Source organism: Serratia plymuthica NBRC 102599 (assembly GCF_001590925.1).
In the GTDB taxonomy this organism is placed as follows: Bacteria; Pseudomonadota; Gammaproteobacteria; order Enterobacterales; family Enterobacteriaceae; genus Serratia; species Serratia plymuthica.
Genome location: NZ_BCTU01000022.1, coordinates 70,416 through 95,808, shown reverse-complemented (window position 1 = coordinate 95,808; position 25,393 = coordinate 70,416). Strand labels below are relative to the sequence as shown.

The 25,393-nt window shown below is 52.3% G+C and carries 21 protein-coding genes; 14 read left to right on the top strand and 7 right to left on the bottom strand.

Annotated features, from left to right (window positions below):
* Positions 1–278 precede the first annotated feature (278 nt).
* Together purU and SPL01S_RS15815 are read right to left on the bottom strand one after the other, a co-directional pair.
* On the bottom strand, positions 279–1,127 hold the full coding sequence (purU, locus tag SPL01S_RS15820) for a formyltetrahydrofolate deformylase (RefSeq protein ID WP_004945352.1): 849 nt from the start codon (positions 1,125–1,127) through the stop codon (positions 279–281).
* A 126-nt stretch (positions 1,128–1,253) separates the two neighbouring features.
* Positions 1,254–1,718 (bottom strand): YchJ family protein, encoded by a 465-nt coding sequence (locus SPL01S_RS15815; protein WP_063201114.1) that lies wholly within the window; start codon positions 1,716–1,718, stop codon positions 1,254–1,256.
* Positions 1,719–1,865: 147 nt separating this feature from the next.
* On the opposite strand from SPL01S_RS15815, the gene rssA reads away from it, so the two are divergent.
* The 5 genes from rssA to SPL01S_RS15790 all read left to right on the top strand — a co-directional run bounded on the left by rssA (position 1,866) and on the right by SPL01S_RS15790 (position 7,419).
* Positions 1,866–2,768, top strand: a complete 903-nt coding sequence (gene rssA, locus SPL01S_RS15810; protein ID WP_004945347.1) for a patatin-like phospholipase RssA — start codon at positions 1,866–1,868, stop codon at positions 2,766–2,768.
* A 104-nt stretch (positions 2,769–2,872) separates the two neighbouring features.
* Positions 2,873–3,886: a two-component system response regulator RssB gene (gene rssB / locus SPL01S_RS15805; protein ID WP_062871353.1), complete on the top strand. Its 1,014-nt coding sequence runs from the start codon at positions 2,873–2,875 to the stop codon at positions 3,884–3,886.
* A gap of 208 nt (positions 3,887–4,094) precedes the next feature.
* The gene (gene galU, locus SPL01S_RS15800) at positions 4,095–5,012 is read left to right on the top strand and encodes a UTP--glucose-1-phosphate uridylyltransferase GalU (RefSeq protein WP_004945340.1); all 918 of its coding nucleotides are present in this window, start codon (positions 4,095–4,097) and stop codon (positions 5,010–5,012) included.
* 43 nt (positions 5,013–5,055) lie between these two features.
* Complete coding sequence (locus SPL01S_RS15795; protein WP_062791847.1) at positions 5,056–6,399, top strand: UDP-glucose dehydrogenase family protein; 1,344 nt, start codon at positions 5,056–5,058, stop codon at positions 6,397–6,399.
* A gap of 9 nt (positions 6,400–6,408) precedes the next feature.
* Positions 6,409–7,419 carry an NAD-dependent epimerase gene (locus tag SPL01S_RS15790; protein WP_004945331.1) on the top strand — a complete coding sequence of 337 codons (1,011 nt, stop codon included), beginning with the start codon at positions 6,409–6,411 and terminating at the stop codon, positions 7,417–7,419.
* Positions 7,420–7,627: 208 nt separating this feature from the next.
* Here SPL01S_RS15790 and hns read toward each other — a convergent pair whose 3' ends face one another.
* Positions 7,628–8,035 carry a histone-like nucleoid-structuring protein H-NS gene (hns, locus tag SPL01S_RS15785; protein ID WP_004945327.1) on the bottom strand — a complete coding sequence of 136 codons (408 nt, stop codon included), beginning with the start codon at positions 8,033–8,035 and terminating at the stop codon, positions 7,628–7,630.
* Between the two features lie 700 nt (positions 8,036–8,735).
* Between hns and SPL01S_RS15780 the strand changes: the two genes are divergently transcribed.
* Positions 8,736–9,320: a thymidine kinase gene (locus tag SPL01S_RS15780; RefSeq protein ID WP_004945324.1), complete on the top strand. Its 585-nt coding sequence runs from the start codon at positions 8,736–8,738 to the stop codon at positions 9,318–9,320.
* Between the two features lie 125 nt (positions 9,321–9,445).
* On the opposite strand, the gene adhE is transcribed toward SPL01S_RS15780, so the two are convergent.
* On the bottom strand, positions 9,446–12,118 hold the full coding sequence (gene adhE, locus SPL01S_RS15775) for a bifunctional acetaldehyde-CoA/alcohol dehydrogenase (protein ID WP_006325792.1): 2,673 nt from the start codon (positions 12,116–12,118) through the stop codon (positions 9,446–9,448).
* Positions 12,119–12,638: 520 nt separating this feature from the next.
* Here adhE and SPL01S_RS15770 point away from each other — a divergent pair.
* The 7 genes from SPL01S_RS15770 (at position 12,639) to oppF (ending at position 21,352) form a co-directional block, all read left to right on the top strand.
* Entirely contained in the window at positions 12,639–13,283 is a 645-nt protein-coding gene (locus SPL01S_RS15770) for a YchE family NAAT transporter (protein WP_004945318.1), read from the top strand.
* A gap of 690 nt (positions 13,284–13,973) precedes the next feature.
* Positions 13,974–15,611, top strand: a complete 1,638-nt coding sequence (locus tag SPL01S_RS15760; protein WP_062871033.1) for an ABC transporter substrate-binding protein — start codon at positions 13,974–13,976, stop codon at positions 15,609–15,611.
* 150 nt (positions 15,612–15,761) lie between these two features.
* Positions 15,762–17,399 carry an oligopeptide ABC transporter substrate-binding protein OppA gene (gene oppA / locus SPL01S_RS15755; RefSeq protein ID WP_063201108.1) on the top strand — a complete coding sequence of 546 codons (1,638 nt, stop codon included), beginning with the start codon at positions 15,762–15,764 and terminating at the stop codon, positions 17,397–17,399.
* A gap of 83 nt (positions 17,400–17,482) precedes the next feature.
* Complete coding sequence (gene oppB, locus SPL01S_RS15750) at positions 17,483–18,403, top strand: oligopeptide ABC transporter permease OppB (protein WP_004945308.1); 921 nt, start codon at positions 17,483–17,485, stop codon at positions 18,401–18,403.
* Positions 18,404–18,417: 14 nt separating this feature from the next.
* Entirely contained in the window at positions 18,418–19,326 is a 909-nt protein-coding gene (gene oppC, locus SPL01S_RS15745; protein WP_004945306.1) for an oligopeptide ABC transporter permease OppC, read from the top strand.
* Positions 19,327–19,337: 11 nt separating this feature from the next.
* Entirely contained in the window at positions 19,338–20,354 is a 1,017-nt protein-coding gene (locus SPL01S_RS15740) for an ABC transporter ATP-binding protein (protein ID WP_063201106.1), read from the top strand.
* The gene (oppF, locus tag SPL01S_RS15735) at positions 20,351–21,352 is read left to right on the top strand and encodes a murein tripeptide/oligopeptide ABC transporter ATP binding protein OppF (protein ID WP_020439159.1); all 1,002 of its coding nucleotides are present in this window, start codon (positions 20,351–20,353) and stop codon (positions 21,350–21,352) included. The genes SPL01S_RS15740 and oppF overlap by 4 nt, the downstream gene beginning before the upstream one ends.
* Before the next feature lie 93 nt (positions 21,353–21,445).
* Here the strand turns inward: oppF and SPL01S_RS15730 are convergent, their stop codons facing one another.
* Both SPL01S_RS15730 and cls read right to left on the bottom strand, forming a co-directional pair.
* Positions 21,446–21,769: an HI1450 family dsDNA-mimic protein gene (locus SPL01S_RS15730; protein WP_004945300.1), complete on the bottom strand. Its 324-nt coding sequence runs from the start codon at positions 21,767–21,769 to the stop codon at positions 21,446–21,448.
* A gap of 56 nt (positions 21,770–21,825) precedes the next feature.
* Positions 21,826–23,289 (bottom strand): cardiolipin synthase, encoded by a 1,464-nt coding sequence (gene cls, locus SPL01S_RS15725; protein WP_063201103.1) that lies wholly within the window; start codon positions 23,287–23,289, stop codon positions 21,826–21,828.
* A 253-nt stretch (positions 23,290–23,542) separates the two neighbouring features.
* On the opposite strand from cls, the gene SPL01S_RS15720 reads away from it, so the two are divergent.
* Positions 23,543–23,719 carry a YciY family protein gene (locus SPL01S_RS15720; RefSeq protein WP_004945296.1) on the top strand — a complete coding sequence of 59 codons (177 nt, stop codon included), beginning with the start codon at positions 23,543–23,545 and terminating at the stop codon, positions 23,717–23,719.
* Positions 23,720–23,841: 122 nt separating this feature from the next.
* On the opposite strand, the gene SPL01S_RS15715 is transcribed toward SPL01S_RS15720, so the two are convergent.
* Positions 23,842–25,317, bottom strand: a complete 1,476-nt coding sequence (locus SPL01S_RS15715) for an MFS transporter (RefSeq protein WP_063201100.1) — start codon at positions 25,315–25,317, stop codon at positions 23,842–23,844.
* Between the last annotated feature and the right edge of the window lie 76 nt (positions 25,318–25,393).

Sequence of the window (25,393 nt, the reverse complement as noted above, 5' to 3'; positions counted from 1 at the left end):
CTGGCCTTGCTTGCGAAACGTCTGTCTCGGTAAGCGGGGCGCATCATATCAAATGAAGCGCGCGTGTAAAGTATTGAAATGCAGAAAATGAATCGTTTGCCGATTTTTTGCCCGTGGCGGTGCATTCCTGAACGAAAGGCCCCGTTTTATACCCCTAACCTTTCAAGCAGTCGCGTTTTTGGCGGAGCTTGCTCACCCCTGTGGGAAATATTTGCCCTTCTGAGGTGAGCGAGTTGGCACCTGGCGGCAACTTGAAATTTATCGGATATATTTGGCCGTTACAGAATAACCGTGCGGTTACCGTAAACAAATACCCGCTGGGCCAACACATGATACAGCGCGCGGCTGAGAGCGTTTTTCTCTACGTCACGCCCGGCACGCATCATATCTTCAGCAGAATAGGTGTGATCAACATGAATCACCTCCTGCATGATGATTGGGCCTTCGTCCAGATTATCGTTAACGTAGTGTGCGGTAGCGCCGATGATTTTTACCCCGCGTTCGTAAGCCTGATGGTAAGGCCGCGCGCCAATGAAGGCCGGCAGGAACGAATGGTGGATATTGATCACCTGGTTCGGGTAATGCTGAACAAATGCCGGGGTCAGCACGCGCATATATTTGGCCAGTACCACGTAATCCGGCTGATATTGATCGATCTGAGCCACCATTTTTTGATCGTGCTGGTCGCGCGTCAACCCTTCATGGCTGACCAGATGGAACGGAATATCGAAGCGTTCTACCAGCGTTTGCAGCGTATCGTGGTTGCCGATAACCGCAGCAATCTCTACATCCAGACCGCCGTAGGCGCTTTTCATCAGCAAGTCGCCCAGACAATGTGCTTCTTTGGTCACCAATACCACAATGCGGCGACGGCCGGAGTTGTGCAGTTCGCGAACAGAGCCTGTCGGCAGGGCGCTGTCGAGATCTGCCAGCAGCGTGGTGTCGTTGAAGATACCTTCCAGCTCGGTACGCATAAAGAAACGCCCGGTGCGGTGATCAACAAACTCATTGTTTTGAACAATGTTGAGTTCATGTTTGTAGCAAATGTTGGTGATCTTGGCGATCAGGCCTTTGGCATCCGGACAAATGGTGCGCAAAACTTTTCTTTGTACATTTTGGTGTGGCATGGGAATGAGGATCCTGTCTGATACTGAACGTCCTGTCTGTGCAGGCGAGAGTTTTTATAGTCTTTATCTTCAAGCGGCAGCCTGGTCGGCTGCGGCCTGAACGCTATGGGACACAATGACAACCGGCTAACGCCCGCAGCATTTTTTATATTTTTTACCCGAACCACAGGGGCAAATTGCGTTTCTGCCAGGCTGGGGTTTGGTTCCATCAATATAGTACCAGCGTTGGTCAAGTTGAAGGAAGCGCGAACGCTCATGCATCGCCTTGTGTTCGCCGCTGTCGGCGTCAACGAAGCGCGCAATGAATTCTACAAAACTTTCGCCGGTATCATGGCCTTCTTTTTCTTCTACTACAGTCAGACCAAGCCACTCGGTGCCTTTGAAGCTGTCGACGATGGACTTGCGCCATTCATTTGCATGGCAATCGGGATGCCAGGTGGCGATCAGATAATCAACATTGTGTTTCACGTAGGCGCTAAAGCGCGAGCGCATTAAGGTGCCTGGAGTGGGGGCGAATCTGACCCCGTTAATGTAGGGTTCGCAGCATGCGCTATACTCCAGACCGCCGCCACAGGGGCATAATTCAGGCAAGGTAACTCCTAAAATGGCCGGCACGAAAAAGAACGGGCCAACGATGATGAAATGAATTTAGCGCATATGTTACCTAACATTATTCGGTCGTGACAATCTACGCTGACAGCAGGTTTGATACAATTTACCGGGCAAAGGGCAGGCGTTATGCGACAAATTAAAGTGGGGCTGGCATTAGGGGCGGGGGCGGCCAAAGGCTGGGCGCATATCGGCGTCATCAACGCGCTAAAGAAATTGGGCGTTGAGGTCGATATAGTAGCCGGTTGCTCGGTTGGCGCGCTGGTGGGGGCCGCTTTTGCCAGCCATCGTCTGCCCGCCATGGAGACGTGGGTGCGTTCGTTCAGCTATTGGGATGTGATTCGGCTGATGGATTTGTCCTGGCAGCGGGGCGGCCTGTTGCGGGGCGAGCGGGTGTTCAATGCGGTGGGGCAGTTGTTGAAGATCGATGATATTGCCGAGTGCTCTCTGAAATTCGGTGCCGTGGCGACTAATCTGAGTACCGGGCGGGAGTTGTGGTTGACGAAAGGGGATATTCATCAGGCGGTACGAGCTTCATGCAGCATGCCCGGCTTGTTGGCGCCGGTGTGGTTCGACGGTTATTGGCTGGTGGATGGCGCGGTGGTTAACCCGGTTCCCATCTCATTAACTCGTGCGATGGGCGCCGATATCGTCATCGCCGTTGACCTGCAACATGACGCGCATTTGATGCAGCAGGATTTGTTCTCGGTTCGCAATGATATGGAAGAGCCGAACGATCTCCCAGCCCGCAACTGGCGGGGGCGTTTGCGCGAACGAATCAGCAAGATGACGTTGAGAAAGCCTAACTTCACGCCAACGGCGATGGAAATCATGGGGACTTCGATACAGGTGTTGGAAAATCGCCTGAAACGCAACCGCATGGCCGGCGATCCGCCCGATGTGTTGATTCAACCCTACTGCCCGCAAATTTCAACGCTGGACTTTCACCGCGCCAATGAGGCGATTGAAGCCGGCGAACTGGCGGTGGAAAAACAGCTCGATATGCTGTTGCCATTGATAAAAAATAAATAGCTGCCGGTTTCAGGGGGGCAACGTGCGGTTGGGACATTTTCCGGCAAGCGTAAATGCCCTTTTTGAGCCACTATTACACTATGAAAAGGGAAGAGGCTCGGCTGATGGCATTACCATTCACTCACAAGCGGATTTTGATCGTCGAGGACGAACTGGTGTTTCGTTCCGTGCTTGTTGGCTATTTGAAATCGTTGGGAGCGGAGACCAGTGAAGCGACCAATGGTTTGCAGGCGCTGAGTGCCGTCGACGATGTCCATCCCGATTTAATCTTGTGCGATCTCGCCATGCCGGAAATGGGCGGTATCGAGTTTGTCGAACATCTGCGGCTGCAGGGCCTGCAAATCCCGGTGCTGGTGATTTCGGCCACGGATAAAATGGCAGATATCGCCAAGGTGCTGCGTTTGGGCGTGCAGGACGTGTTGTTGAAACCGGTGGCCGATCTGAACCGACTGCGTGAAGCGGTATTGGGGTGTTTATATCCCAATATGTTTACCTCCCCGGCTCTGGAAGAAGCAGAGCTGTTCAAGGATTGGAATGCGCTGAGTAAAAATCCTTCCGAAGCGGTAAAATTACTCAAACAGCTTCAGCCGCCGGTGCAACAGACCGTAGCCCATTGTCGGATTAATTATCGGCAATTAACCACCAGCGAGAATCCGGGGTTGGTGCTCGATATAGCCGCACTGTCGGATAAGGATCTGGCTTTCTATTGCCTGGATGTTACGCGCGCCGGTGATAATGGCGTATTGGCTGCGCTGTTGCTGCGTGCTTTATTTAACGGATTATTACAGGATCATTTAGTTAATCAGCGTCATCGGTTGCCGCAAATGACAACACTGTTAAAGCAAGTTAATCAATTATTGCGCCAAGGCAAGCTGGAAGGGCAATTCCCTCTGTTAGTTGGTTATTATCACGCCGAATATAAAAACCTGATTCTGGTTTCTGCGGGCCTGCATGCCAATGTGAATACCGGTGACAATCAAATCCAACTGAGCAACGGCGTGCCTCTGGGTATGCTGGGCGCAACCTACATGAACCAAATCAGCCAGCACTGTTCCGCCTGGCAGTGTCAGGTTTGGGGCTCTGGGGGCAGGCTGCGGCTGATGCTTAGCGCCGAATAGCTAGCAGTTGTAAAAATATTATTTGAAATTAAGATATTCAACATACTTATTTTTATCTCAGAAAATCTGATTGGGTAATTGTCCTAAATTTTTTCTATTTGTGCTCAGACTAATGCCAGACAGTCATAAACTGGTATACTCCGAAGGTTTTTTGTATGGCAGATGAAGCTCACAAAATGAGCGCCAATTCTATTAGAGAGAGGAAATAATGCCTGCTGTAAATCGTAAAATCAGAAAGGCAGTGATCCCGGTTGCAGGCTTGGGAACACGAATGTTGCCGGCGACAAAAGCCATCCCAAAAGAAATGTTGCCGCTGGTTGACAAGCCATTGATCCAGTACGTGGTCAACGAATGCATTGCGGCAGGGATTAACGAGATTGTGCTGGTCACCCATTCCTCCAAGAATTCGATTGAAAACCATTTCGATACCAGTTTTGAGCTGGAAGCGATGCTGGAAAAACGCGTTAAGCGTCAACTACTGGATGAAGTGCAGTCTATTTGCCCGAAGGGCGTCACCGTGATGCAAGTGCGTCAAGGGGTGGCGAAAGGCCTTGGGCATGCCATCATGTGCGCTTATCCATTGGTGGGCGATGAGCCGGTTGCCGTAATTTTGCCGGACGTGATCCTCGATGAGTACAGCGCCGATCTGAAAAAAGACAATTTGCACGAAATGTTGCAGCGGTTCGAACAAACCGGCATCAGCCAGATTATGGTTGAACCTGTGCCGCAGAAAGATGTCGGCAATTATGGCGTGGCTGATTGCAAAGGTTATGAACTGCAGGCGGGCGAAAGCGCTCCGATGGTCAGTGTGGTCGAAAAACCTTCGCCAGACGAAGCGCCGTCAAACCTGGCTATTGTTGGCCGCTATGTGCTTTCTGCCGATATCTGGCCGTTGCTGGCGAAAACGCCTCCAGGCGCCGGCGGTGAGATCCAGCTTACCGACAGTATTGAAATGCTGATGCAGCAGGAAACCGTAGAAGCCTATCACCTCAAAGGGGTGAGCCATGACTGCGGCAACAAGCTGGGCTACATGCAGGCTTTCGTCGAGTATGGCCTGCGCCATGCCAGCCTTGGCAAAGAATTTTCTCAGTGGTTGCAACAACTGTTGGCCGCTGATAAGAAATAATTTATTTATCTTTCGTCTTAATTTGAAAAACTAGGATTTTCCCATGAAAGTAACAGTTTTTGGTATTGGCTATGTTGGCCTGGTACAGGCTGCGGTATTGGCAGAAGTCGGCCATGACGTTATGTGTATTGATGTAGACGAGCGTAAAGTCGAAAACCTGAAGAACGGGAATATCCCCATTTTTGAACCCGGTCTGACGCCGCTGGTGCAACAGAACTATGAAGCGGGTCGTCTGCACTTCACCACCGACGCTAAAGCCGGTGTTGCACACGGTACCATTCAGTTCATCGCCGTGGGGACGCCACCGGATGAAGACGGCTCTGCCGATCTGAAATACGTGACTGCCGTAGCGCGCACCATCGCGGAACATATGACCGATCGCAAGGTGGTGATCGACAAATCTACAGTGCCGGTCGGTACTGCGGATAAAGTACGCCAGGTGATGGAAGAAACCCTGAAAAAACGCGGCAGCACAGTGCCATTCGACGTGGTTTCCAATCCGGAGTTCCTGAAAGAGGGCGCGGCGGTAGCGGACTGCATGCGTCCGGAGCGTATTGTTATCGGTACCGATAACAAAGAGGTTATCGAACCTATCCGTGAGCTTTACGAGCCGTTTAACCGCAATCACGATCGCATGATCATGATGGATATCCGCAGCGCCGAGCTGACCAAATATGCCGCCAACTGTATGCTGGCGACCAAGATCAGCTTTATGAACGAAATGTCCAATCTGGCCGAAATGTTGGGTGCGGATATCGAGAAAGTGCGCCAGGGGATCGGTTCTGACTCGCGTATCGGTTACCACTTCATCTATCCGGGCTGCGGCTACGGCGGCTCATGCTTCCCGAAAGATGTTCAAGCGCTGATCCGCACTGCGGAGCATATTGGTTACCAGCCAAAACTGTTGCAGGCGGTAGAGCAGGTTAACTATCAGCAAAAATATAAGCTGACCAAATTTATCAAACATCACTTCGGTGAAGATTTGAAAGGTAAAACCTTTGCGTTGTGGGGGCTGGCATTCAAACCCAATACCGACGACATGCGCGAGGCCTCCAGCCGAGTGCTGATGGAGCAACTGTGGGAAGCGGGTGCTATCGTTCAGGCCTTCGACCCAGAAGCCATGAACGAGGTACAGCGTATCTATGGTCAGCGTGACGACCTGAAGTTGGTGGGCACCAAAGAGGCGGCGCTGCAGGGGGCTGACGCACTGGTTATCTGTACCGAATGGCAGAATTTCCGTGCGCCAGATTTCGATGTGGTTAAAGGTTCTCTTAAACAGCCTGTCATTTTTGATGGCCGCAACCTGTTTGATCCAGAACGTCTGGAAAGCCGCGGTTTCACGTATTATGCAATCGGCCGTGGCGCGTCCATTCAGCCGGTTATTTAAGGGGTGAACATGAAATTCCTGGTTACAGGCGCTGCAGGGTTTATTGGTTATCATATTGCTGAGCGTTTGTTGGCTGCCGGGCATCAGGTTGTCGGTATCGACAACCTGAATGATTATTATGATGTGGGCCTGAAAATGGCCCGCCTTGAGTTGCTTTCGGATAAATCTGAATTTCAGTTTATTAAGCTGGATCTGGCCGATCGCGAAGGTATGGCGGGGCTGTTTGCAGAGCAAAAGTTTCAACGGGTGATTCATCTGGGTGCGCAGGCGGGTGTACGTTATTCGCTGGAAAATCCTCTGGCCTATGCGGATGCCAATCTCATTGGGCATTTAAACGTGCTGGAAGGGTGTCGCCACAATAAAGTTGAGCATCTGTTATATGCCTCCTCCAGTTCGGTATACGGTCTGAACCGTAAACTGCCCTTTGCGACGGAAGACTCAGTTGATCATCCGGTGTCATTGTATGCGGCAACCAAAAAAGCCAATGAGCTGATGTCGCACAGCTATTCCCACTTATATGGTATTCCGACCACCGGCCTGCGGTTCTTTACCGTATATGGCCCGTGGGGCCGCCCGGATATGGCGTTGTTTAAATTTACCAAGGCCATATTGGCGGGCGAAAGCATCGACGTATATAACCACGGCGAGATGCACCGTGACTTTACCTACATTGACGATATCGCTGAGGCTATTGTGCGGTTGCAGGCGGTTATTCCTCAGGCTGACGCGGCATGGACGGTCGAGCAGGGTTCACCGGCAAGCAGTTCTGCGCCTTATCGTGTCTATAATATCGGCAACAGCAGCCCGGTGAAGTTGATGGAATATATTCGCGCACTGGAGCAGGCGTTAGGGATTGAGGCGCGCAAGAATATGCTGCCGATGCAACCTGGCGACGTTTTGGATACCAGCGCGGATACCGCCGAGCTTTATCGCGTTATCGGCTTCAAGCCGGAAACCGGTGTTGAAGAAGGCGTGAAACGCTTTGTCGAGTGGTATAAGTCATTTTATAAAGTTCAGTAATTGAACAACTGAACAATGTTATAAAGGGGCTGCGGCCCCTTTTTTATGTCTTGAAAAACGCCAGGGATAGCTCAGGCGATAAGAAGAATGGGGAGCCTGGCGTGGGCGCATATTTGCGTCAAAGCTAAGCTGTGGGCTTGGCAGGCAGAAAATACACATAACAAAAAGGCTCCCATAGGGAGCCTTTTTAACGTGCAGCGAAATGCTATTACAGCAGGAAATCGTCCAGAGATTTACCTTGCTCTTCGATAGCTTTCTTAATCACTGCCGGGGTACGGCCCTGGCCGGTCCAGGTTTTCAGTTCGCCGTTTTCGTCTTTATATTGATATTTAGCTGGACGTACTGGACGTTTGGCTTTACCAGCGGCTTTAGTCGCAGCCATAGTTTGCAGCAGTTCATTTGGGTCAATACCGTCAGCAATCAACATTTCACGATATTGCTGCAGTTTACGGGTACGTTCTTCCACTTCTGCTTGAGCCTGGCTGTCTTCTTCGCGACGTTCGTTCACAACAACTTCCAGTTTTTCAAGCATCTCTTCCAGCGTTTCCAGGCTGCATTCTCTTGCCTGTGCGCGTAGAGTACGGATGTTGTTCAAAATCTTTAATGCTTCGCTCATTATCCTAGTCTCAAATTATATTGGTGGGGGGCGTCTGGATAATAATAGAGTGCTCTTTTCTTTTCTGCAATAGCCAAATTGAAAGGAGTGCTCAAATTTATCTTTAAAAAAACGGCTAATCAGATCCGGATGGCTAATATAGGTAGGGATGTTAAGTATTACAACCTCCATTTTTAAGTCAAATTTTCAACAGCCGCACTATGTTTGATGGGGCTGTAAGGCATTTATGGCTAAGTTATAATTGTGTTTTATATCGATATTACGACGAATTCTGTGGGCTTAATCACGTGTTTCAGTATGCAGACATTGTAAACAATGGGGGTATGCGGGTAAAGATAACGTCAAGAACTGTGCCTTTGTCTGTTTTATGTCATTAAATTTCTCGGCGCTCCCTTTTGGGGTTAATAGATTTGAGTCTGTAACCGGGGGGCAGTCGTGCGACGGCGTCTCTCCACTAGCTTAACCATTAATGCGGAGGGCAAATCATTAGCGGTAATTAATAGTGATGGCAGGCAAAGATTATCCTGTAAATAGATGTAAAAGAGGGGCTGGATCAGAACGAAATGTTTCATTTGAAAGCCTGCTATTACCTTTCCCAGGATATTGAGAACCCAGAGCATGAGCAGGCCGACGGGTTATGGTACACTTAGCGCTTGAATCAACGTCTGAATATTTCTTATACCATTGGAGTTGCGGGCCCATGGCTCAACTTTATTTTTATTATTCTGCTATGAATGCAGGAAAATCCACCGCGCTGTTACAATCTTCATATAATTATCAAGAACGTGGTATGCGCACGTTGGTGTTTACTGCCGAAATCGATCATCGTTTTGGCGTAGGGAAGGTGAGTTCGCGCATCGGATTGTCGTCTCAGGCGCAGCTCTATAATAATGACTCCATGCTTTATGCCATGATTGCTCAGGAACATCAGCAGCAGCCGGTACACTGCGTGTTATTGGATGAAAGCCAATTCTTGACGAAAGCACAGGTTGAGCAATTGTGCGACGTAGTCGACCAACTGGATATTCCGGTGTTGTGCTATGGGTTGCGCACCGACTTTCTGGGTGAGCTGTTTATCGGCAGCCAATATTTGCTGGCTTGGGCGGATAAACTGGTGGAGTTGAAAACCATCTGCCACTGCGGCCGCAAGGCGAATATGGTCCTGAGGCTGGATGAAAGCGGCCAGGCAATGCATGCAGGTGAACAGGTCGTGATAGGCGGTAACGAGAGCTACGTGTCCGTTTGCCGCAAACATTACAAGGAAGCCATACACGCACTGGAGTAAGCCGCTGGGCAGCGTAGCATGCATTGTGGGGCGTTTTAGCGCTACGGTGCCGTGAGGCCGAATGAGTGATTTATCAACATAAAAAAACCGCCTTTCGGCGGTTTTTTTGTCGGCTCAATGAACCGTTATTTTTTGGACTTTTTTTCCGCTTTGGCCGCAACCGGTGCAACCACAACTTCTTCCTCGTCCGCTTCGCTGAACTTACGCCCGTAGAAGGTATCCAGCATGATTTGCTTCAGTTCGGCAATCAGCGGATAACGCGGGTTGGCGCCGGTACATTGGTCGTCAAAGGCGTCTTCGGACAGTTTGTCGACTTTCGCCAGGAAGTCGGCTTCCTGCACGCCGGCTTCACGGATGGAAGCAGGGATACCCAGCTCAGTTTTGATCTCATCCAGCCATACCAGCAGCTTCTCGATTTTTTGCGCGGTACGGTCGCCCGGTGCGCTTAGGCCGAGATGGTCGGCGATTTCAGCGTAGCGACGACGTGCTTGTGGGCGGTCGTACTGGCTGAAGGCCGTCTGCTTGGTCGGATTGTCGTTCGCGTTATAGCGAATGACGTTGGAGATCAACATGGCGTTGGCCAGGCCGTGCGGGATATGGAACTCAGAGCCCAGTTTATGGGCCATGGAGTGGCAAACCCCCAGGAAGGCGTTGGCAAACGCGATACCGGCAATGGTCGCGGCGTTGTGCACACGCTCACGGGCTACCGGGTTCTTGGCGCCTTCCTTGTAGCTGGCTGGCAGATATTCTTTCAGCAACTTCAGCGCTTGCAGCGCCTGGCCATCAGAGTATTCGTTCGCCAGTACCGATACATAAGCTTCCAGTGCGTGGGTAACTGCATCCAAGCCGCCGAAGGCACAGAGGGATTTCGGCATGTTCATCACCAGATTGGCGTCAACGATCGCCATATCCGGCGTCAATGCGTAGTCAGCCAGCGGGTATTTCTGGCCGGTCGCATCGTCGGTCACTACCGCAAACGGCGTGACTTCAGAACCGGTACCTGAGGTAGTGGTGACGGCAATCATTTTTGCTTTGACGCCCATTTTCGGGAACTTGTAGATACGTTTACGGATATCCATAAAGCGCAACGCCAGGTCTTCGAAATGGGTTTCCGGATGCTCGTACAACACCCACATGATTTTCGCAGCATCCATCGGTGAACCGCCGCCCAGCGCGATGATCACGTCTGGTTTGAAGGAGTTCATCTGTTCGGCGCCTTTACGCACGATGGACAGCGTTGGGTCAGCTTCTACCTCAAAGAACACTTCTGTTTCAATGCCGTGCGATTTCAGAACCGTGGTGATCTGGTCTGCGTAGCCGTTGTTGAACAGGTAGCGGTCGGTCACAATGAAGGCGCGTTTTGCCCCGTCGGTCGCTACTTCTTCCAGCGCGATAGGCAATGAACCACGGCGGAAGTAGATTGATTTCGGAAGTTTATGCCACAACATGTTTTCTGCTCGCTTCGCTACAGTTTTCTTGTTGATCAAGTGTTTTGGACCGACGTTTTCAGAGATGGAGTTACCACCCCAGGAACCGCAGCCCAGCGTCAGTGACGGAGCGAGTTTAAAGTTGTACAGGTCACCGATACCACCCTGAGACGCCGGGGTGTTGATCAGGATACGTGCGGTTTTCATCTTGTCGCCGAAGAAGGCAACGCGTTCCGGTTGGTTATCCTGGTCGGTGTAAAGGCAGGACGTATGGCCGATACCGCCCATGGCGACCAGTTTTTCCGCTTTGCTGACGGCGTCTTCAAAATCTTTGGCGCGATACATTGCCAGCGTCGGAGACAGTTTTTCGTGAGCGAAAGGTTCGGATTCATCAACCAATTTCACTTCACCGATCAGCACCTTGGTGCTGGCAGGTACTTTGATGCCGGCCATTTCAGCGATTTTCGGCGCAGATTGGCCGACGATAGCCGCGTTCAGGCCGCCGTTTTTCAGAATGATGTCCTGGACCGCTTTCAGCTCTTTGCCCTGCAGCAGGTAGCCGCCGTGGGAAGAGAAACGCTCACGCACTGCATCATAGACGGAGTCAACGACGATGACAGACTGCTCGGAGGCGCAAATCACACCGCTGTCGAAGGTTTTAGACATCAAAATAGAGGCAACAACGCGTTTGATGTCCGCTGTCTCGTCAACCACCACCGGAGTGTTACCGGCGCCAACACCGATTGCAGGCTTGCCGGAGCTGTAGGCGGCTTTCACCATACCTGGGCCGCCGGTAGCGAGGATCAGGTTGATGTCCGGGTGGTGCATTAACTGGTTGGACAGTTCAACGGTAGGCTGGTCAATCCAGCCGACGATGTCTTTTGGTGCCCCGGCAGCGATGGCCGCCTGCAACACGATATCCGCCGCTTTGTTGGTGGCGTTTTTAGCACGCGGATGTGGCGAGAAGATAATGCCGTTACGGGTTTTCAAGCTGATCAGCGCTTTAAAAATAGCCGTAGAGGTTGGGTTGGTGGTCGGTACGATACCGCAAATCAAGCCAATAGGCTCGGCGATGGTAATCGTGCCAAAAGTATCGTCTTCAGACAGGATACCGCAGGTTTTTTCATCTTTATACGCGTTGTAGATATACTCTGAAGCGAAGTGGTTTTTGATCACTTTATCTTCAACGATACCCATACCGGATTCTTCAACGGCCATTTTGGCCAGGGGAATACGGGCATCGGCAGCGGCGAGGGCAGCAGCGCGGAAGATTTTATCAACTTGCTCTTGAGTGAAGTTGGCATATTCGCGCTGGGCTTTTTTGACACGTGCGACTAGCTCGTTCAGTTCAGCGACATTCGTTACAGCCATAATGCTCTCCTGATAATGTTAAACTCTTTCAGTAAATAAGCCGTGCGAGCAACTAGTATAGACACCTAAGCGGAAAATGCTGCTTAAAAACAAGGGCTTTCCATACTGTACAACGCATGCTGCTGATTTGCTTAAAGAGCTTTCCCACTGCCTCTGGGGAAGACCGGTGGGCTGAACAGAGATACCTCTTTTTCCTTAACCTGTTCTACTCCCTGACTACGACTAAGAGCTTAACTACTCTTGATTAGCGATTTTGTGATTTAAATCATGAAAAGTGCAGGCTGACACCATTCAGCTTGAGTTGTTGATAATTATTCTTGATAACTGTGTGGCAGAGGTGTTTTTTAAACATAAAAAATCATAAACCATACATTACTTTAACAATAGTGAATTGCTTCATAACTTTTATTCTTAATGGATAAAAATGCTGCATTTGGCCAATGGATTACCCGTGGCAATTCAATTACATTAGCGCGCGTAGGCAGTATCACTTTTCAAAGCTATTTAAGCGGAGTCATTTGTGGGCCAATCTCTGTTGGATTTTTCCGGCTACATTAAATTTTTTGTCGGCCTGTTTGCGCTGGTGAACCCGGTGGGTATTTTGCCGGTGTTCATCAGCATGACCAGCTACCAGGCGGCGGCCGGACGCAATAAAACGAACATGACCGCCAACCTGTCGGTTGCCATTATCCTGTGGACCTCGCTGTTTCTGGGGGAGGGGATTTTGCGCATGTTCGGCATCTCTATTGATTCGTTCCGCATTGCCGGCGGCATTCTGGTGGTAAGCATCGCCATGTCGATGATCAGCGGCAAGCTGGGTGAAGATAAACAGAACAAACAGGAAAAATCGGAGAGCGCGATCCGTGAAAGCATCGGCGTGGTGCCGTTGGCGTTGCCCCTGATGGCGGGGCCGGGCGCTATCAGTTCCACTATTGTCTGGAGTTCCCGTTATCACAATTGGCAAAACCTGCTGGGTTTTAGCCTGGCGATTGCGTTGTTTGCTTTCTGCTGTTGGTTGCTGTTCCGTGCCGCTCCCTTGCTGGTGCGTTTATTGGGACAAACCGGCATCAACGTTATTACCCGAATCATGGGTCTGCTGCTGATGGCATTGGGTATCGAGTTTATTGTTACCGGTATTAAAGCCATATTCCCGGGGCTGTTGTAATCAGGTCAGTGGGTCGCGAATAGGATAATTCGCGACTCAAATTAATTTTAAAAGTTAAAATTAATTATTGGCTCGCATTAATATAGTGCGGAATGTGAATAAATTTTCTTCACTTGCACCATGATGTGGCATAAATCCCACTTTGCTGCTCAATAAAAGCTCTAATCGCTATTTTTAACCCTTATCTTGCGCCTTTTCTGCCCGTTATAGCCTGCCTAATGTCAAATCTGCTGTTAATTTAGTCACATCATTCTGTAGGGCTTGTCTCGCTTTCATCCAGGTGTTATTAGTGATTAACCGCGTATAAGCAGGCGTTTGTTCTTTGAACGGGGCCTTTGTTAACTGAATGTTTCTTTGTGGTGAGCTCTGGCCTATGGTGCAGAAATTGCACAAGGCTTATTTTAATTTTATTCAACAAAATCAATTTGTTAGTTATTGCCTGGGTTGTCTGGTTAGCGGTGGGGCAAATCGCACACTGGGCAATAAAAGAGAATTGCTTAACATTTTTGTAAAAATTATTGGCTATGGAATTTGGCTTCTGCTAATTTCCGAGCAACTTTATTCGCTTAGATAATTGCAGAGCGTCGTCAAAGTAGGAACGATTCTTGCTGGTGTCCGTTATTTAGAATTCTTATAAATACTTCACAAATATCGATAAGCAATGCTTGTCGGTGAAAAGGAGCCTCGACTATGCAGCAAACAATGAAGCGCACGCCGTTGACCATGTTCATTGCCGGCATGCTGGGTATCAGCGCCGTTTATTCCGTACAGGCGGCCGATGTTCCGGCCGGGGTGCAATTGGCCCAACAGCAAAGCATTGTGATCAACAACGGCAGCGAAGTCGCTTCATTGGATCCGCACAAGGTCGAAGGAACACCTGAAAGCAATATCATTCTTAACCTGCTGGAAGGATTGGTCAGCACCGACGCCAATGGGCATGTGGTGCCGGCCGCCGCCGCAACCTGGGAAAACCAGGATTTTAAAACCTGGACTTTCCACCTGCGCCCGGATGCGGTGTGGAGCGACGGTTCTCCGGTTACCGCACAGGACTTTGTCTACAGTTGGCAGCGTCTGGCCGATCCCAAAATCGCTTCTCCTTACGCCAGCTATTTGCAATACGCCAAAATTGAAAACGTCGACGATATCCTGACCGGCAAGAAAAGCCCGCAAACCCTTGGCGTCAAGGCTATCGATGACAAAACGCTGCAGGTTCAACTCAGCGAGCCGGTGCCGTACTTTGTCAGCATGTTGAGCCATACCTCGTTGAAACCGGTAAAACGAGCGGTAGTTGAAAAGTTTGGCGACAAATGGACGTTGCCCGCCAACTATGTCGGCAACGGCGCTTACCGCCTGAAAGAGTGGGTGGTGAATGAGCGTATTGTGCTTGAGCGCAGCCCGAGCTACTGGAACAACAAAAAAACGGTCATCGACCAGGCGACCTTCTTGCCGATCGCTTCAGAGGTCAGCGACGTCAACCGCTTCCGCAGCGGTGAGATTGATATCACCAACAATGCTATCCCACCGAATCTGTTCGTGAAGATGAAAAAAGAAATCCCGGAGCAACTGCACGTTAACCCGTTCCTGTGCACGTTCTATTACGAGATCAATAATCAGCGCGCACCTTTTACCGACGTCCGGGTGCGCACTGCGGTGAAGCTAACGCTCGATCGCGACATCATCGCCAACAAAATCATGGGCCAGGGCCAGATCCCGGCGTACAACTTCACCCCAACATTTACCGATGGCGCCAGGTTCACCACGCCGGAATGGGCGGGCTGGAGCCAGGAGCAGCGTAATGCCGAAGCGAAGAAGCTGTTGGCGCAAGCCGGTTTCACTGCGGCAAAACCTTTGAAGTTTACGCTGTTGTATAACACCTCTGATCAAAACAAACAGCAGGCGATCGCTGCGGCGTCGATGTGGAAGAAAAACCTCGGGGCAGATGTCACGTTGCGTAATCAGGAGTGGAAAACCTCGTTGGAAAGCCGTCATCAAGGGGACTACGACGTGGCGCGTGCGACCTGGTGCGGTGATTATAACGAGCCAAGCGCTTTCCTGAATCTGGTGGTTTCCAATAGCAGCATGAACACTATCTTCTACAAGAGCCCGGCATTCGACGCCCTGATGGCCAGTACGTTGAAGGCGCCGGATGAGGCTGCACGCGCCGTGATTTATCAGCAGGCAGAAGCGCAGTTGGATAAAGATTCTGCGTTGGTTCCGGTGTATTACCGTGTCAGTGCGCGCCTGATCAGGCCGTCGGTCGGGGGCTTTACCGGTAAAGATCCGCTGGATTATACCGACGTAAAAAATCTGTACATCATCAAGCAGTAAAAGGGGTATTACGCCACGCCAACAACGAGGAGTAATACAGGGAAGGCCGGCTGCCGCCTTCGTTCATCGGCAGCCGGTATAACAAGGTCCGCTCACGGGCAACGCAGGCTCCACGATGAGCCTGTGATAATAAAAAACTGGAGTATATCAATGACCAACATCACGAAGAAAACCCTCCTTGCCGCCGGCATCATTGCCGCGCTGGGCATCACAGCAACCGGCAGCGCAATTGCTGCCGTCGTGCCTGCAGGTGTGCAACTGGCAGAGAAACAAGAGATCGTTAAAAACAACGGTTCGGAAGTACAGTCTCTGGATCCGCATAAAATCGAAGGCGTGCCGGAAAATAACGTAACGCGCGATCTGATGGAAGGTCTGGCCAACAACAGCCTGGACGGGTCCATCGTGCCGGGTGTGGCGGAAAGCTGGGATAACAAGGATTTTAAAGTCTGGACCTTCCACCTGCGTAAAGACGCTAAATGGTCGAACGGCAAACCGGTAACGGCGCAAGATTTCGTGTATAGCTGGCAACGCGTGGTGGATCCGAAAACCGCATCCCCTTATGCCAGCTATCTGCAATACGCCCACGTAGAAAACGTGGATGACATCATCGCAGGCAAGAAAGACAAATCAACCTTGGGCGTGAAAGCCATTGACGACCATACCTTCCAGGTTACCTTGACCGAGCCGGTACCTTACCTGGTTGAAATGACTCCGCACTACGCGATGAAACCGGTGTTTAAAGAGGCCGTAGAGAAGTATGGCGAGAAGTGGACCCTGCCTGCCAACTACGTCAGCAACGGCGCTTATAAACTGAAAGACTGGGTAGTCAACGAACGCATCGTACTGGAACGTAACCCGGAATATTGGGATAACGCAAAAACCATCATTAATAAAGTCACGTTCCTGCCAATTGCGTCGGAAGTGACCGACGTTAACCGCTACCGTACCGGTGAAATCGACATGACTTACAACAACATGCCGATCGAGCTGTTCCAGAAGCTGAAAAAAGAGATCCCGAAAGAAGTTCATGTTGATCCGTACCTGTGTACCTATTACTACGAAATCAACAACCAGAAAGCGCCGTTTACCGATGAGCGCGTACGTGAAGCGCTGAAACTGGGCCTGGACCGCGACATCATCACCAATAAAGTGAAAAACCAGGGTGACCTGCCTGCCTACAGCTTCACGCCGCCTTATACCGATGGCGCCAAGTTGACTCCGCCGGAATGGTTCGGTTGGACGCAGGAAAAACGCAACGAAGTGGCGAAGAAACTGCTGGCAGACGCGGGTTACGGCCCAGGCAAACCGCTGACTTTCTCGCTGCTGTACAACACCTCAGATCTGCACAAGAAGCTGGCGATTGCCGCCGCCTCCATCTGGAAGAAAAACCTGGGTGTGGATGTGAAGCTGGTGAACCAGGAGTGGAAAACCTTCCTGGATACCCGTCATCAGGGTAACTATGACGTATCTCGCGCCGGCTGGTGTGCGGACTACAACGAACCTAGCTCGTTCCTGAACATGATGCTGTCTGACAGCAGCAGTAACACCCCGCACTACAAGAGCGCCGAGTTCGACAAGCTGATGGCTAACGTGCTGACGGCGAAAACCAAAGAAGAACGTGCCGAACTGTATCAGAAAGCCGAAGTTCAGCTGGATAAAGACTCCGCCATCGTTCCGGTTTATTACTATGTGAATGCCCGTCTGGTGAAACCTTATGTTGGCGGTTACACCGGCCAAGACCCGCTTGATAACGTGTACGACAAAAACCTGTACATCATCAAGCATTGATACGGTAAGCGCCGGCGGTGCGAACCGCCGGCCCATGTTGAGAATAATAAGCCGTTATCAGGCTGCAGCACAGGGTTAGGGCAATGCTAAAATTTATATTTCGTCGCTTGTTAGAAGCGATCCCGACACTATTTATCCTTATCACCATTTCATTCTTCATGATGCGTTTGGCCCCCGGCAGCCCCTTTACCGGTGAGCGTGCATTGCCGCCGGAAGTGATGGCCAATATCGAAGCCAAATACCATTTGAATGATCCTATCTGGAAACAGTACGGCCATTATCTGGCTCAACTTGCGCAAGGTGATTTTGGCCCGTCCTTCAAATACAAGGATTATTCGGTCAACGATCTGGTCGCCGCTTCTTTCCCGGTTTCAGCCAAATTGGGCCTGGCCGCATTTTTGCTGGCGGTGGTTTTGGGGGTTAGCGCCGGTGTCATTGCCGCATTGAATCAAAATACCAAATGGGATTATACGGTAATGGGGTTTGCCATGACGGGGGTGGTTATCCCCAGTTTCGTGGTGGCGCCGTTGCTGGTATTGATTTTCGCCATCACGCTGAAATGGTTACCAGGCGGGGGTTGGAACGGCGGGGCACCGAAATTTATCATCTTGCCGATGGTGGCGTTGTCGCTGGCCTATATTGCCAGCATCGCCCGTATCACGCGCGGATCGATGATTGAAGTGCTGCACTCAAACTTTATCCGTACAGCCCGTGCCAAGGGTTTGCCAATGCGCCGCATCATTCTGCGCCATGCCTTGAAACCTGCGTTATTGCCGGTGCTTTCTTATATGGGGCCTGCCTTTGTCGGCATCATCACCGGTTCGATGGTGATCGAAACCATTTATGGCCTGCCGGGCATCGGCCAGCTGTTCGTTAACGGTGCGCTGAACCGCGACTATTCTTTGGTATTGAGCCTGACCATTCTGGTAGGTGGCCTGACTATTCTGTTTAACGCGATTGTTGACGTGCTGTACGCCGTTATCGATCCCAAAATTCGTTATTAAGCTGGAGCACGCAAATGATGTTGACGAAAAAGAACAGCGAAGCTCTGGAACACTTCGGCGAAAAGCTGGAAGTGGAAGGGCGCAGCCTGTGGCAGGATGCCCGTCGCCGCTTTGTGCATAACCGTGCGGCGGTCAGCAGCCTGTTTGTGCTGGGGCTGATTACCCTGTTTGTGATTGTAGCGCCGTGGCTGTCTCAGTTCGCCTATGACGATACCGACTGGGCGATGATGTCGGCTGCGCCGAGCCTTGAATCTGCGCACTACTTCGGCACTGACTCCTCCGGCCGCGATTTGCTGGTGCGCGTGGCGATTGGCGGGCGCATCTCGCTGATGGTCGGCGTGGCTGCGGCGCTGGTGGCGGTGATTGTCGGTACCCTGTACGGCGCGATGTCAGGTTACCTGGGCGGCAAGACCGACTCGGTGATGATGCGTTTGCTGGAGATCCTCAACTCCTTCCCGTTTATGTTCTTCGTGATCTTGCTGGTGACCTTCTTCGGTCAAAACATCCTGCTGATCTTTGTGGCAATCGGCATGGTGTCGTGGCTGGATATGGCGCGTATTGTGCGTGGGCAAACCCTGAGCTTAAAGCGTAAAGAATTTATCGAAGCGGCATTGGTGTGCGGGGTTTCAACCCGAAATATCGTACTGCGCCATATCGTGCCTAACGTGCTTGGCGTGGTGGTGGTGTATGCCTCATTGCTGGTGCCGAGCATGATCCTGTTCGAATCCTTCCTCAGCTTCCTGGGGCTGGGCACGCAGGAGCCATTAAGCAGCTGGGGCGCATTGCTCAGCGACGGCGCCAACTCGATGGAAGTTTCACCGTGGTTGCTGCTGTTCCCGGCGGGTTTCCTGGTAGTCACTCTGTTTTGTTTCAACTTTATCGGCGACGGTCTGCGTGACGCCCTCGACCCGAAAGATCGTTAAGGAGTGCCATCATGAGCACCATTGAAAACCCGCAGTTGCAAACCAGTGCCGTCGCCAAATCGACGCTGTTGCTGGATGTAAAAGACCTGCGCGTGACCTTCGGCACCCCGGACGGTGACGTGACGGCAGTGAACGATCTGAACTTCGACCTGCGAGCCGGTGAAACGCTGGGCATCGTCGGTGAGTCCGGTTCGGGCAAATCCCAGACCGCTTTCGCGCTGATGGGGCTGTTGGCCAGCAACGGCCGCATTGGCGGATCGGCTAAATTTAACGGCCGCGAAATCCTCAACCTGCCGGAAAAACAGCTCAACAAGCTGCGGGCGGAAGAGATTTCGATGATCTTCCAGGATCCGATGACGTCGCTTAACCCTTATATGCGCGTTGGCGAGCAGCTGATGGAAGTGCTGATGCTGCATAAAAAAATGAGCAAAAGCGAAGCCTTCGAAGAGTCGGTGCGTATGCTCGATGCGGTAAAAATGCCGGAAGCGCGCAAGCGTATGCGCATGTATCCGCATGAGTTCTCCGGCGGTATGCGCCAGCGGGTGATGATCGCCATGGCGTTGCTGTGTCGGCCCAAACTATTGATTGCCGATGAACCGACCACCGCACTGGATGTGACGGTTCAGGCGCAGATTATGACGTTGTTGAATGAGCTGAAACGCGAGTTCAACACGGCCATTATCATGATCACCCACGATTTGGGCGTGGTGGCCGGTATTTGTAATAAGGTGCTGGTCATGTACGCCGGGCGCACGATGGAATACGGCAGCGCGCGTGATGTGTTCTATCACCCGAGCCACCCATATTCCATCGGTCTGCTGAATGCGGTACCGCGTTTGGACGCTGAAGGTGAAGCCTTGATGACTATTCCCGGCAACCCGCCGAATCTGCTGCGTCTGCCGAAAGGTTGCCCGTTCCAGCCGCGTTGTCAGTTCGCTATGGAACAATGTGCGAGCGCTCCGCCGTTGGAGCAGTTTGGTGAAGGGCGCCTGCGCGCCTGCTTTAAACCGGTGGAGGCGTTGGTATGACAGCGGTAACCGAGAAGAAAGTGCTGCTCGAAGTGGCCGATTTGAAAGTGCACTTCGACATTCATGATGACAAACAGTGGTTCTGGCAGCCGGCGAAAACCCTGAAGGCGGTCGACGGCGTGACGCTGCGGTTGTTCGAAGGGGAAACGCTGGGCGTGGTTGGCGAGTCCGGTTGCGGAAAATCGACCTTCGCACGCGCCATTATCGGCCTGGTGAAAGCCACCAGCGGGCGCGTTGCCTGGTTAGGTAAGGATCTGCTCGGCATGAGCGATACCGACTGGCGCAAAACGCGCAGCGATATCCAGATGATCTTCCAGGATCCGCTGGCCTCGCTGAACCCACGCATGACCATCGGCGAAATCATCGCCGAACCGTTGCGCACCTATTACCCGAAGATGCCGCGTCAGGAAGTGAAGGACAAGGTGAAGGCGATGATGCTGAAGGTAGGCTTGTTGCCAAACTTGATCAACCGCTATCCGCATGAGTTCTCCGGCGGTCAGTGTCAGCGTATCGGCATTGCGCGTGCGCTGATCCTGGAACCGAAGTTGGTGATCTGTGACGAACCGGTTTCTGCACTGGATGTGTCGATTCAGGCGCAGGTGGTCAACCTGTTGCAGCAACTGCAGCGTGAAATGGGGCTGTCGTTGATCTTCATCGCCCATGACCTGGCGGTCGTCAAGCACATCTCCGACCGCGTGCTGGTGATGTATCTGGGCCATGCGGTGGAGCTGGGAACCTACGATGAGGTGTACCACAACCCGCAGCACCCTTACACCAAAGCGCTGATGTCGGCGGTGCCGATCCCGGACCCGGACAAGGAGAGGGAAAAACAGATCCAACTGCTGGAAGGGGAATTACCTTCGCCGATCAACCCGCCTTCAGGCTGCGTGTTCCGCACTCGCTGCCCGATTGCCGGGCCGGAATGCGCCAAAACCCGGCCGCTGCTGGAGGGGAGTTTCCGCCATGCGGTGTCGTGCCTGAAAGTCGATCCTTTATAATTTACCCGTCGTCTTCAAGCCGCAGCATTGTTCGCTGCGTCACCAACAAAAAACCCGCCAACGTTGGCGGGTTTTTTCATGCAAGCAGGGCGCTTATTCTTTCCACAAAATGTGGCACAGCTTGTGGTCTTTCTCACGGCAGAGCAATACGCGGGCAAACACGTCGTTGATCGGTTCGCCATCGCTGTCCGCGAGACCAATGACCACTTCGGCAAAAAAGTCCGGGTTCAGGTCAAAATCCACATGTTCCGACCAGTCTTCCGCCGGATCATACAGCTCGGCGCCGCCGCGTTCCTCAAATTGCAGGTTGAACAGCAGGATATCCGCCGGATCCAGATTGTCGCCGGCCAATTCCAGAAAGATGTCATAAGCCTGTTCCAGCGTTTCGTCTTCGGTAAGGCGGTTATTCAAATCCATAAAAAAATCCTGATCAAAAATGATTTGGCGTTATTAAACCATGCCCGACGCGGCTTTTATAGCAGCGGGCTGAAAAAGTAGAACAGGCGTTCGACAATACGGTGCCAGAACGGCCGTTTCTGCCACTCTTGGGCGTTCAGCAACTGTGAACGGGCGATATAGTCATCCTGCACGCAGGCCAGATCGCTGCCGAAGCCGTCATCGTCGATGACCAGGGTGATTTCAAAGTTCAACCACAGGCTGCGCATGTCCAGATTCACCGTGCCTACCAGGCTGAGTTGACCATCGACCAGTACGCTCTTGGTATGCAGCAGGCCGCCTTCAAACTGATGGATGTGCACGCCGGCTTCGAGTAATTCGGAAAAGAAGGAACGGCTGGCCCAGCGTACCATCGTTGAATCGTTGTCGCGCGGCACGATGATGCTGACTTCAACGCCACGCAGTGCGGCGGTGCAAATGGCATGCAGCAGGTCGTCGCTCGGTACGAAATAGGGCGTTGTCATGATCAATTGCTCACGCGCAGAGTACACGGCGGTCAGCAACGCCTGATGGATCATCTCATCCGGGAAGCCGGGGCCGGAGGCGATAACCTGAATGGTGTGGCCGCTTTCTTGTTCAAACGGCATGATATTGACATCGGGCGGCGGCGGCGGCAGAATGCGTTTGCCGGTTTCAATCTCCCAGTCACAGGCATAAACGATACCCATGGTGCTGGCGACCGGGCCTTCCATACGCGCCATCAGATCGATCCATTGGCCGACGCCTGCGCCCTGTTTGAAATAACGCGGATCGACCATATTCATACTGCCGGTATAGGCGATGTAATTGTCGATCAGGATGACTTTGCGGTGCTGGCGTAAATCCATTCGGCGCAGGAACACGCGGAACAGGTTAACCTTGAGCGCTTCTACCACCTCGATGCCGGCATTGCGCATCATGCCCGGATAAGGGCTGCGGAAAAACTGCAGGCTACCGGCAGAGTCCAGCATCACCCGGCAGTGCACGCCGCGTCGCGCGGCAGCCATCAGCGATTCTGCGACTTGATCCACCAGCCCGCCGGGTTGCCAGATATAGAACACCATCTCAATATTATGGCGTGCCAGCTCGATATCGCGGATCAGGGCCTTCATCGTCGAGTCTGTGGTGGTGAGCAATTGCAGTTGATTGCCCTTAACGCCATCAATACCCTGGCGACGATCGCACAACTGGAACAGAGGCCTGGCAACCTCGCTGTATTCCGTAGCGAAGATCCGTTGGCTCTCTTTTAATTCGCTGAGCCAGCGGGCGGTCGAGGGCCACATCGCCTTGGCGCGTTCGGCGCGACGTTTGCCTAAATGCAATTCGCCGAAAGATAAATAAGCCACGATACCGAATAACGGCAGAATATAGATAACCAACAGCCAGGCCATGGCTGAAGGTACAGCGCGACGTTTCATCAGAATACGTAGCGTGACCCCGGCGATAAGCAGCCAGTAACCGAACACCATGAGCCAACTGATTACGGTATAAAATGTTGTCATAAAGGCGAAAAATCCTGTTCGCAAACCACCAACAATGAGTGTACGCACAGAATGGTAAAGGGGGAACCTTTTCTCGGCGCTTATGTTGCATAAATATGATTGCCTTAAGGCACTTGCTGAAAGCGAAAAAAACATTTTTATCCGGCCATCGCGTCGCCTGGCGACGTGAAAGTGCGACGAACTGCGGCTTGGATCGCACGGCGAAAGCGCTATAATGCCCGCCGTTGGCATTTGACGGACGAGTGACGAAACGATGAGACGCAGTAGAAACGAGGTGGGCCGTTGGCGGATGCTGCGGCAGAGTCAGCGCCGCAGGCATCGCTGGCTGGAGCGCCAGTCATGCAGCAACCGGCACATTATTCGGGTGCGACGTCGCCTGGATGACCAGCACCGGCGCGCATTGCTGTTTGTGGTCGCCTACGAGTGGTAAAAACGAAAACAGTCCCGGCAGGGACTGTGAATTCGATGAAAAAGTTGCCTTTAAGCCTGGGGGTATTATGGGATACGCCCTTGTATTTCTCAGCGACAAACGCTCCCTGATTCAGAGCGTTATCACTTCTTGCCTAAAGTCCATTTCGCCATGCCTGCCCCCAGCACCATTAATAGCGCTGCCGCTATCAGTACCGCGATAAATGCCCGGTCGAAAGCCATGCGCGCCAGCTGTTTTAGCTGTTCAGCCTGATCGGTGGCCAGAGTGGCGGCCAGCCGTAGAGCTTCATCAATGCTGTCATAGGCGAGGTCGCTCACCGGCAAACTGCCCGGCAACGTCAAACTGTGGCTATAGACGGCAGTCATTAGCCCGCCGAGCAGGGTGATACCCAAAACCCCGCCCAGTTCATAGGAAACGTCTTCAATCGACGCCGCCATGCCGGACTTCTCTTCAGGCGCATTCAACATGATGGCGGTGGATGCGGCGGTAATGGCGCCACCGACGCCAAAACCAGTGATACACAGGCAAACCAATTGCAATAAAACGCTGCTTTGATAGAACAGGGCGAGACCTGCGATCCCGAAACCGGTCAGCATAAAACTGCCGAGCATCATGCGGCGTTCGCCGTAGCGGGGCAGGAATAAGCCAGTCAGCGGCCCGGCCAGCACGGAGGCCAGCGGGATCGGCAAAATAAATAGCGCGGCTTGCAATGGGCTCAGATCGAGAACCAGTTGCAGGCGTTGACTCAGAACCAGTTCCACGCCAATCAGCGCTATCATCGAGAGCAAGGCGACGCCGACGCCACCGGCAAACAGCCGGTTTTGGAACAGCGTGAAGTCGATCATCGGGTATTGCGTTTGCCTTTGGCGGCGCACAAAAAAGACAAGAGAGACAATGCCGAGCGCCGCGGCCATCGTTAACGCAATAAACGAAGGTGCCGTTTTGCTCAATTCTTTCAGCGCATAGATGCTGCCCACCAGGCCGATCATGATTTGTACCGAGCCTATGATGTCGTAAGGGCGCGTATTCTCTCCGCCGCAGTGCGGTATCAATCGCCATGCCAGCGGCAGTACCAACATTACCACCGGCACGTTGATCAGAAACACCGAACCCCACCAGAAATATTCCAGCAGCACCCCACCGACCACGGGCCCCAGCGCGGCGGCACTGGAGGCGACCGCCGCCCAGATGCCAATAGCCAGCGCACGCTCACGCTCGTCGGTAAAGATATGACGGACGATGGACAGGGTTGCCGGCATCATCATGGCGGCACCTACGGCAAGGAATGCGCGCGCAGCAATCAGCCATTCTGCCGTGGGCGAAAAAGCGGCGCAAAGTGAGGCGGCGGCAAAAACCGGCAATCCGGCCATAAACAGGCGCTTATGACCGACGCGATCGCTCAGCATGCCCGCGCCAGGCAACAGACCTGCAACCACCAACGGGTAAGCGTTTACGATCCATAATTTTTGTGACGCATTGGCATCCAGCGCCTGCGTCAGCCGCGGCAAGGCGGTGTATAACACCGTCATGTCGATAACGATCAGAAATAGTGCGCTGGAGATTAAGGCCAGGATCAACCAGCGGTTGTTTACGAACATAATATTATTCCAAAAAATGCGGCCGGCGCGGATGCGCAGCCAGAAGGTAAACCCCAGTCTCCACTGGTGGTATACT

Excerpts from the sequence above, each read along its gene's own strand:
- purU (WP_004945352.1), bottom strand. The coding sequence starts at position 1,127 with ATGCCACACCAAAATGTACAAAGAAAAGTTTTGCGCACCATTTGTCCG.
- rssA (WP_004945347.1), top strand. The coding sequence starts at position 1,866 with ATGCGACAAATTAAAGTGGGGCTGGCATTAGGGGCGGGGGCGGCCAAA.
- rssB (WP_062871353.1), top strand. The coding sequence starts at position 2,873 with ATGGCATTACCATTCACTCACAAGCGGATTTTGATCGTCGAGGACGAA.
- galU (WP_004945340.1), top strand. The coding sequence starts at position 4,095 with ATGCCTGCTGTAAATCGTAAAATCAGAAAGGCAGTGATCCCGGTTGCA.
- SPL01S_RS15795 (WP_062791847.1), top strand. The coding sequence starts at position 5,056 with ATGAAAGTAACAGTTTTTGGTATTGGCTATGTTGGCCTGGTACAGGCT.
- SPL01S_RS15790 (WP_004945331.1), top strand. The coding sequence starts at position 6,409 with ATGAAATTCCTGGTTACAGGCGCTGCAGGGTTTATTGGTTATCATATT.
- hns (WP_004945327.1), bottom strand. The coding sequence starts at position 8,035 with ATGAGCGAAGCATTAAAGATTTTGAACAACATCCGTACTCTACGCGCA.
- SPL01S_RS15780 (WP_004945324.1), top strand. The coding sequence starts at position 8,736 with ATGGCTCAACTTTATTTTTATTATTCTGCTATGAATGCAGGAAAATCC.
- adhE (WP_006325792.1), bottom strand. The coding sequence starts at position 12,118 with ATGGCTGTAACGAATGTCGCTGAACTGAACGAGCTAGTCGCACGTGTC.
- SPL01S_RS15760 (WP_062871033.1), top strand. The coding sequence starts at position 13,974 with ATGCAGCAAACAATGAAGCGCACGCCGTTGACCATGTTCATTGCCGGC.
- oppA (WP_063201108.1), top strand. The coding sequence starts at position 15,762 with ATGACCAACATCACGAAGAAAACCCTCCTTGCCGCCGGCATCATTGCC.
- oppB (WP_004945308.1), top strand. The coding sequence starts at position 17,483 with ATGCTAAAATTTATATTTCGTCGCTTGTTAGAAGCGATCCCGACACTA.
- oppC (WP_004945306.1), top strand. The coding sequence starts at position 18,418 with ATGATGTTGACGAAAAAGAACAGCGAAGCTCTGGAACACTTCGGCGAA.
- SPL01S_RS15740 (WP_063201106.1), top strand. The coding sequence starts at position 19,338 with ATGAGCACCATTGAAAACCCGCAGTTGCAAACCAGTGCCGTCGCCAAA.
- oppF (WP_020439159.1), top strand. The coding sequence starts at position 20,351 with ATGACAGCGGTAACCGAGAAGAAAGTGCTGCTCGAAGTGGCCGATTTG.
- SPL01S_RS15730 (WP_004945300.1), bottom strand. The coding sequence starts at position 21,769 with ATGGATTTGAATAACCGCCTTACCGAAGACGAAACGCTGGAACAGGCT.
- cls (WP_063201103.1), bottom strand. The coding sequence starts at position 23,289 with ATGACAACATTTTATACCGTAATCAGTTGGCTCATGGTGTTCGGTTAC.
- SPL01S_RS15720 (WP_004945296.1), top strand. The coding sequence starts at position 23,543 with ATGAGACGCAGTAGAAACGAGGTGGGCCGTTGGCGGATGCTGCGGCAG.
- SPL01S_RS15715 (WP_063201100.1), bottom strand. The coding sequence starts at position 25,317 with ATGTTCGTAAACAACCGCTGGTTGATCCTGGCCTTAATCTCCAGCGCA.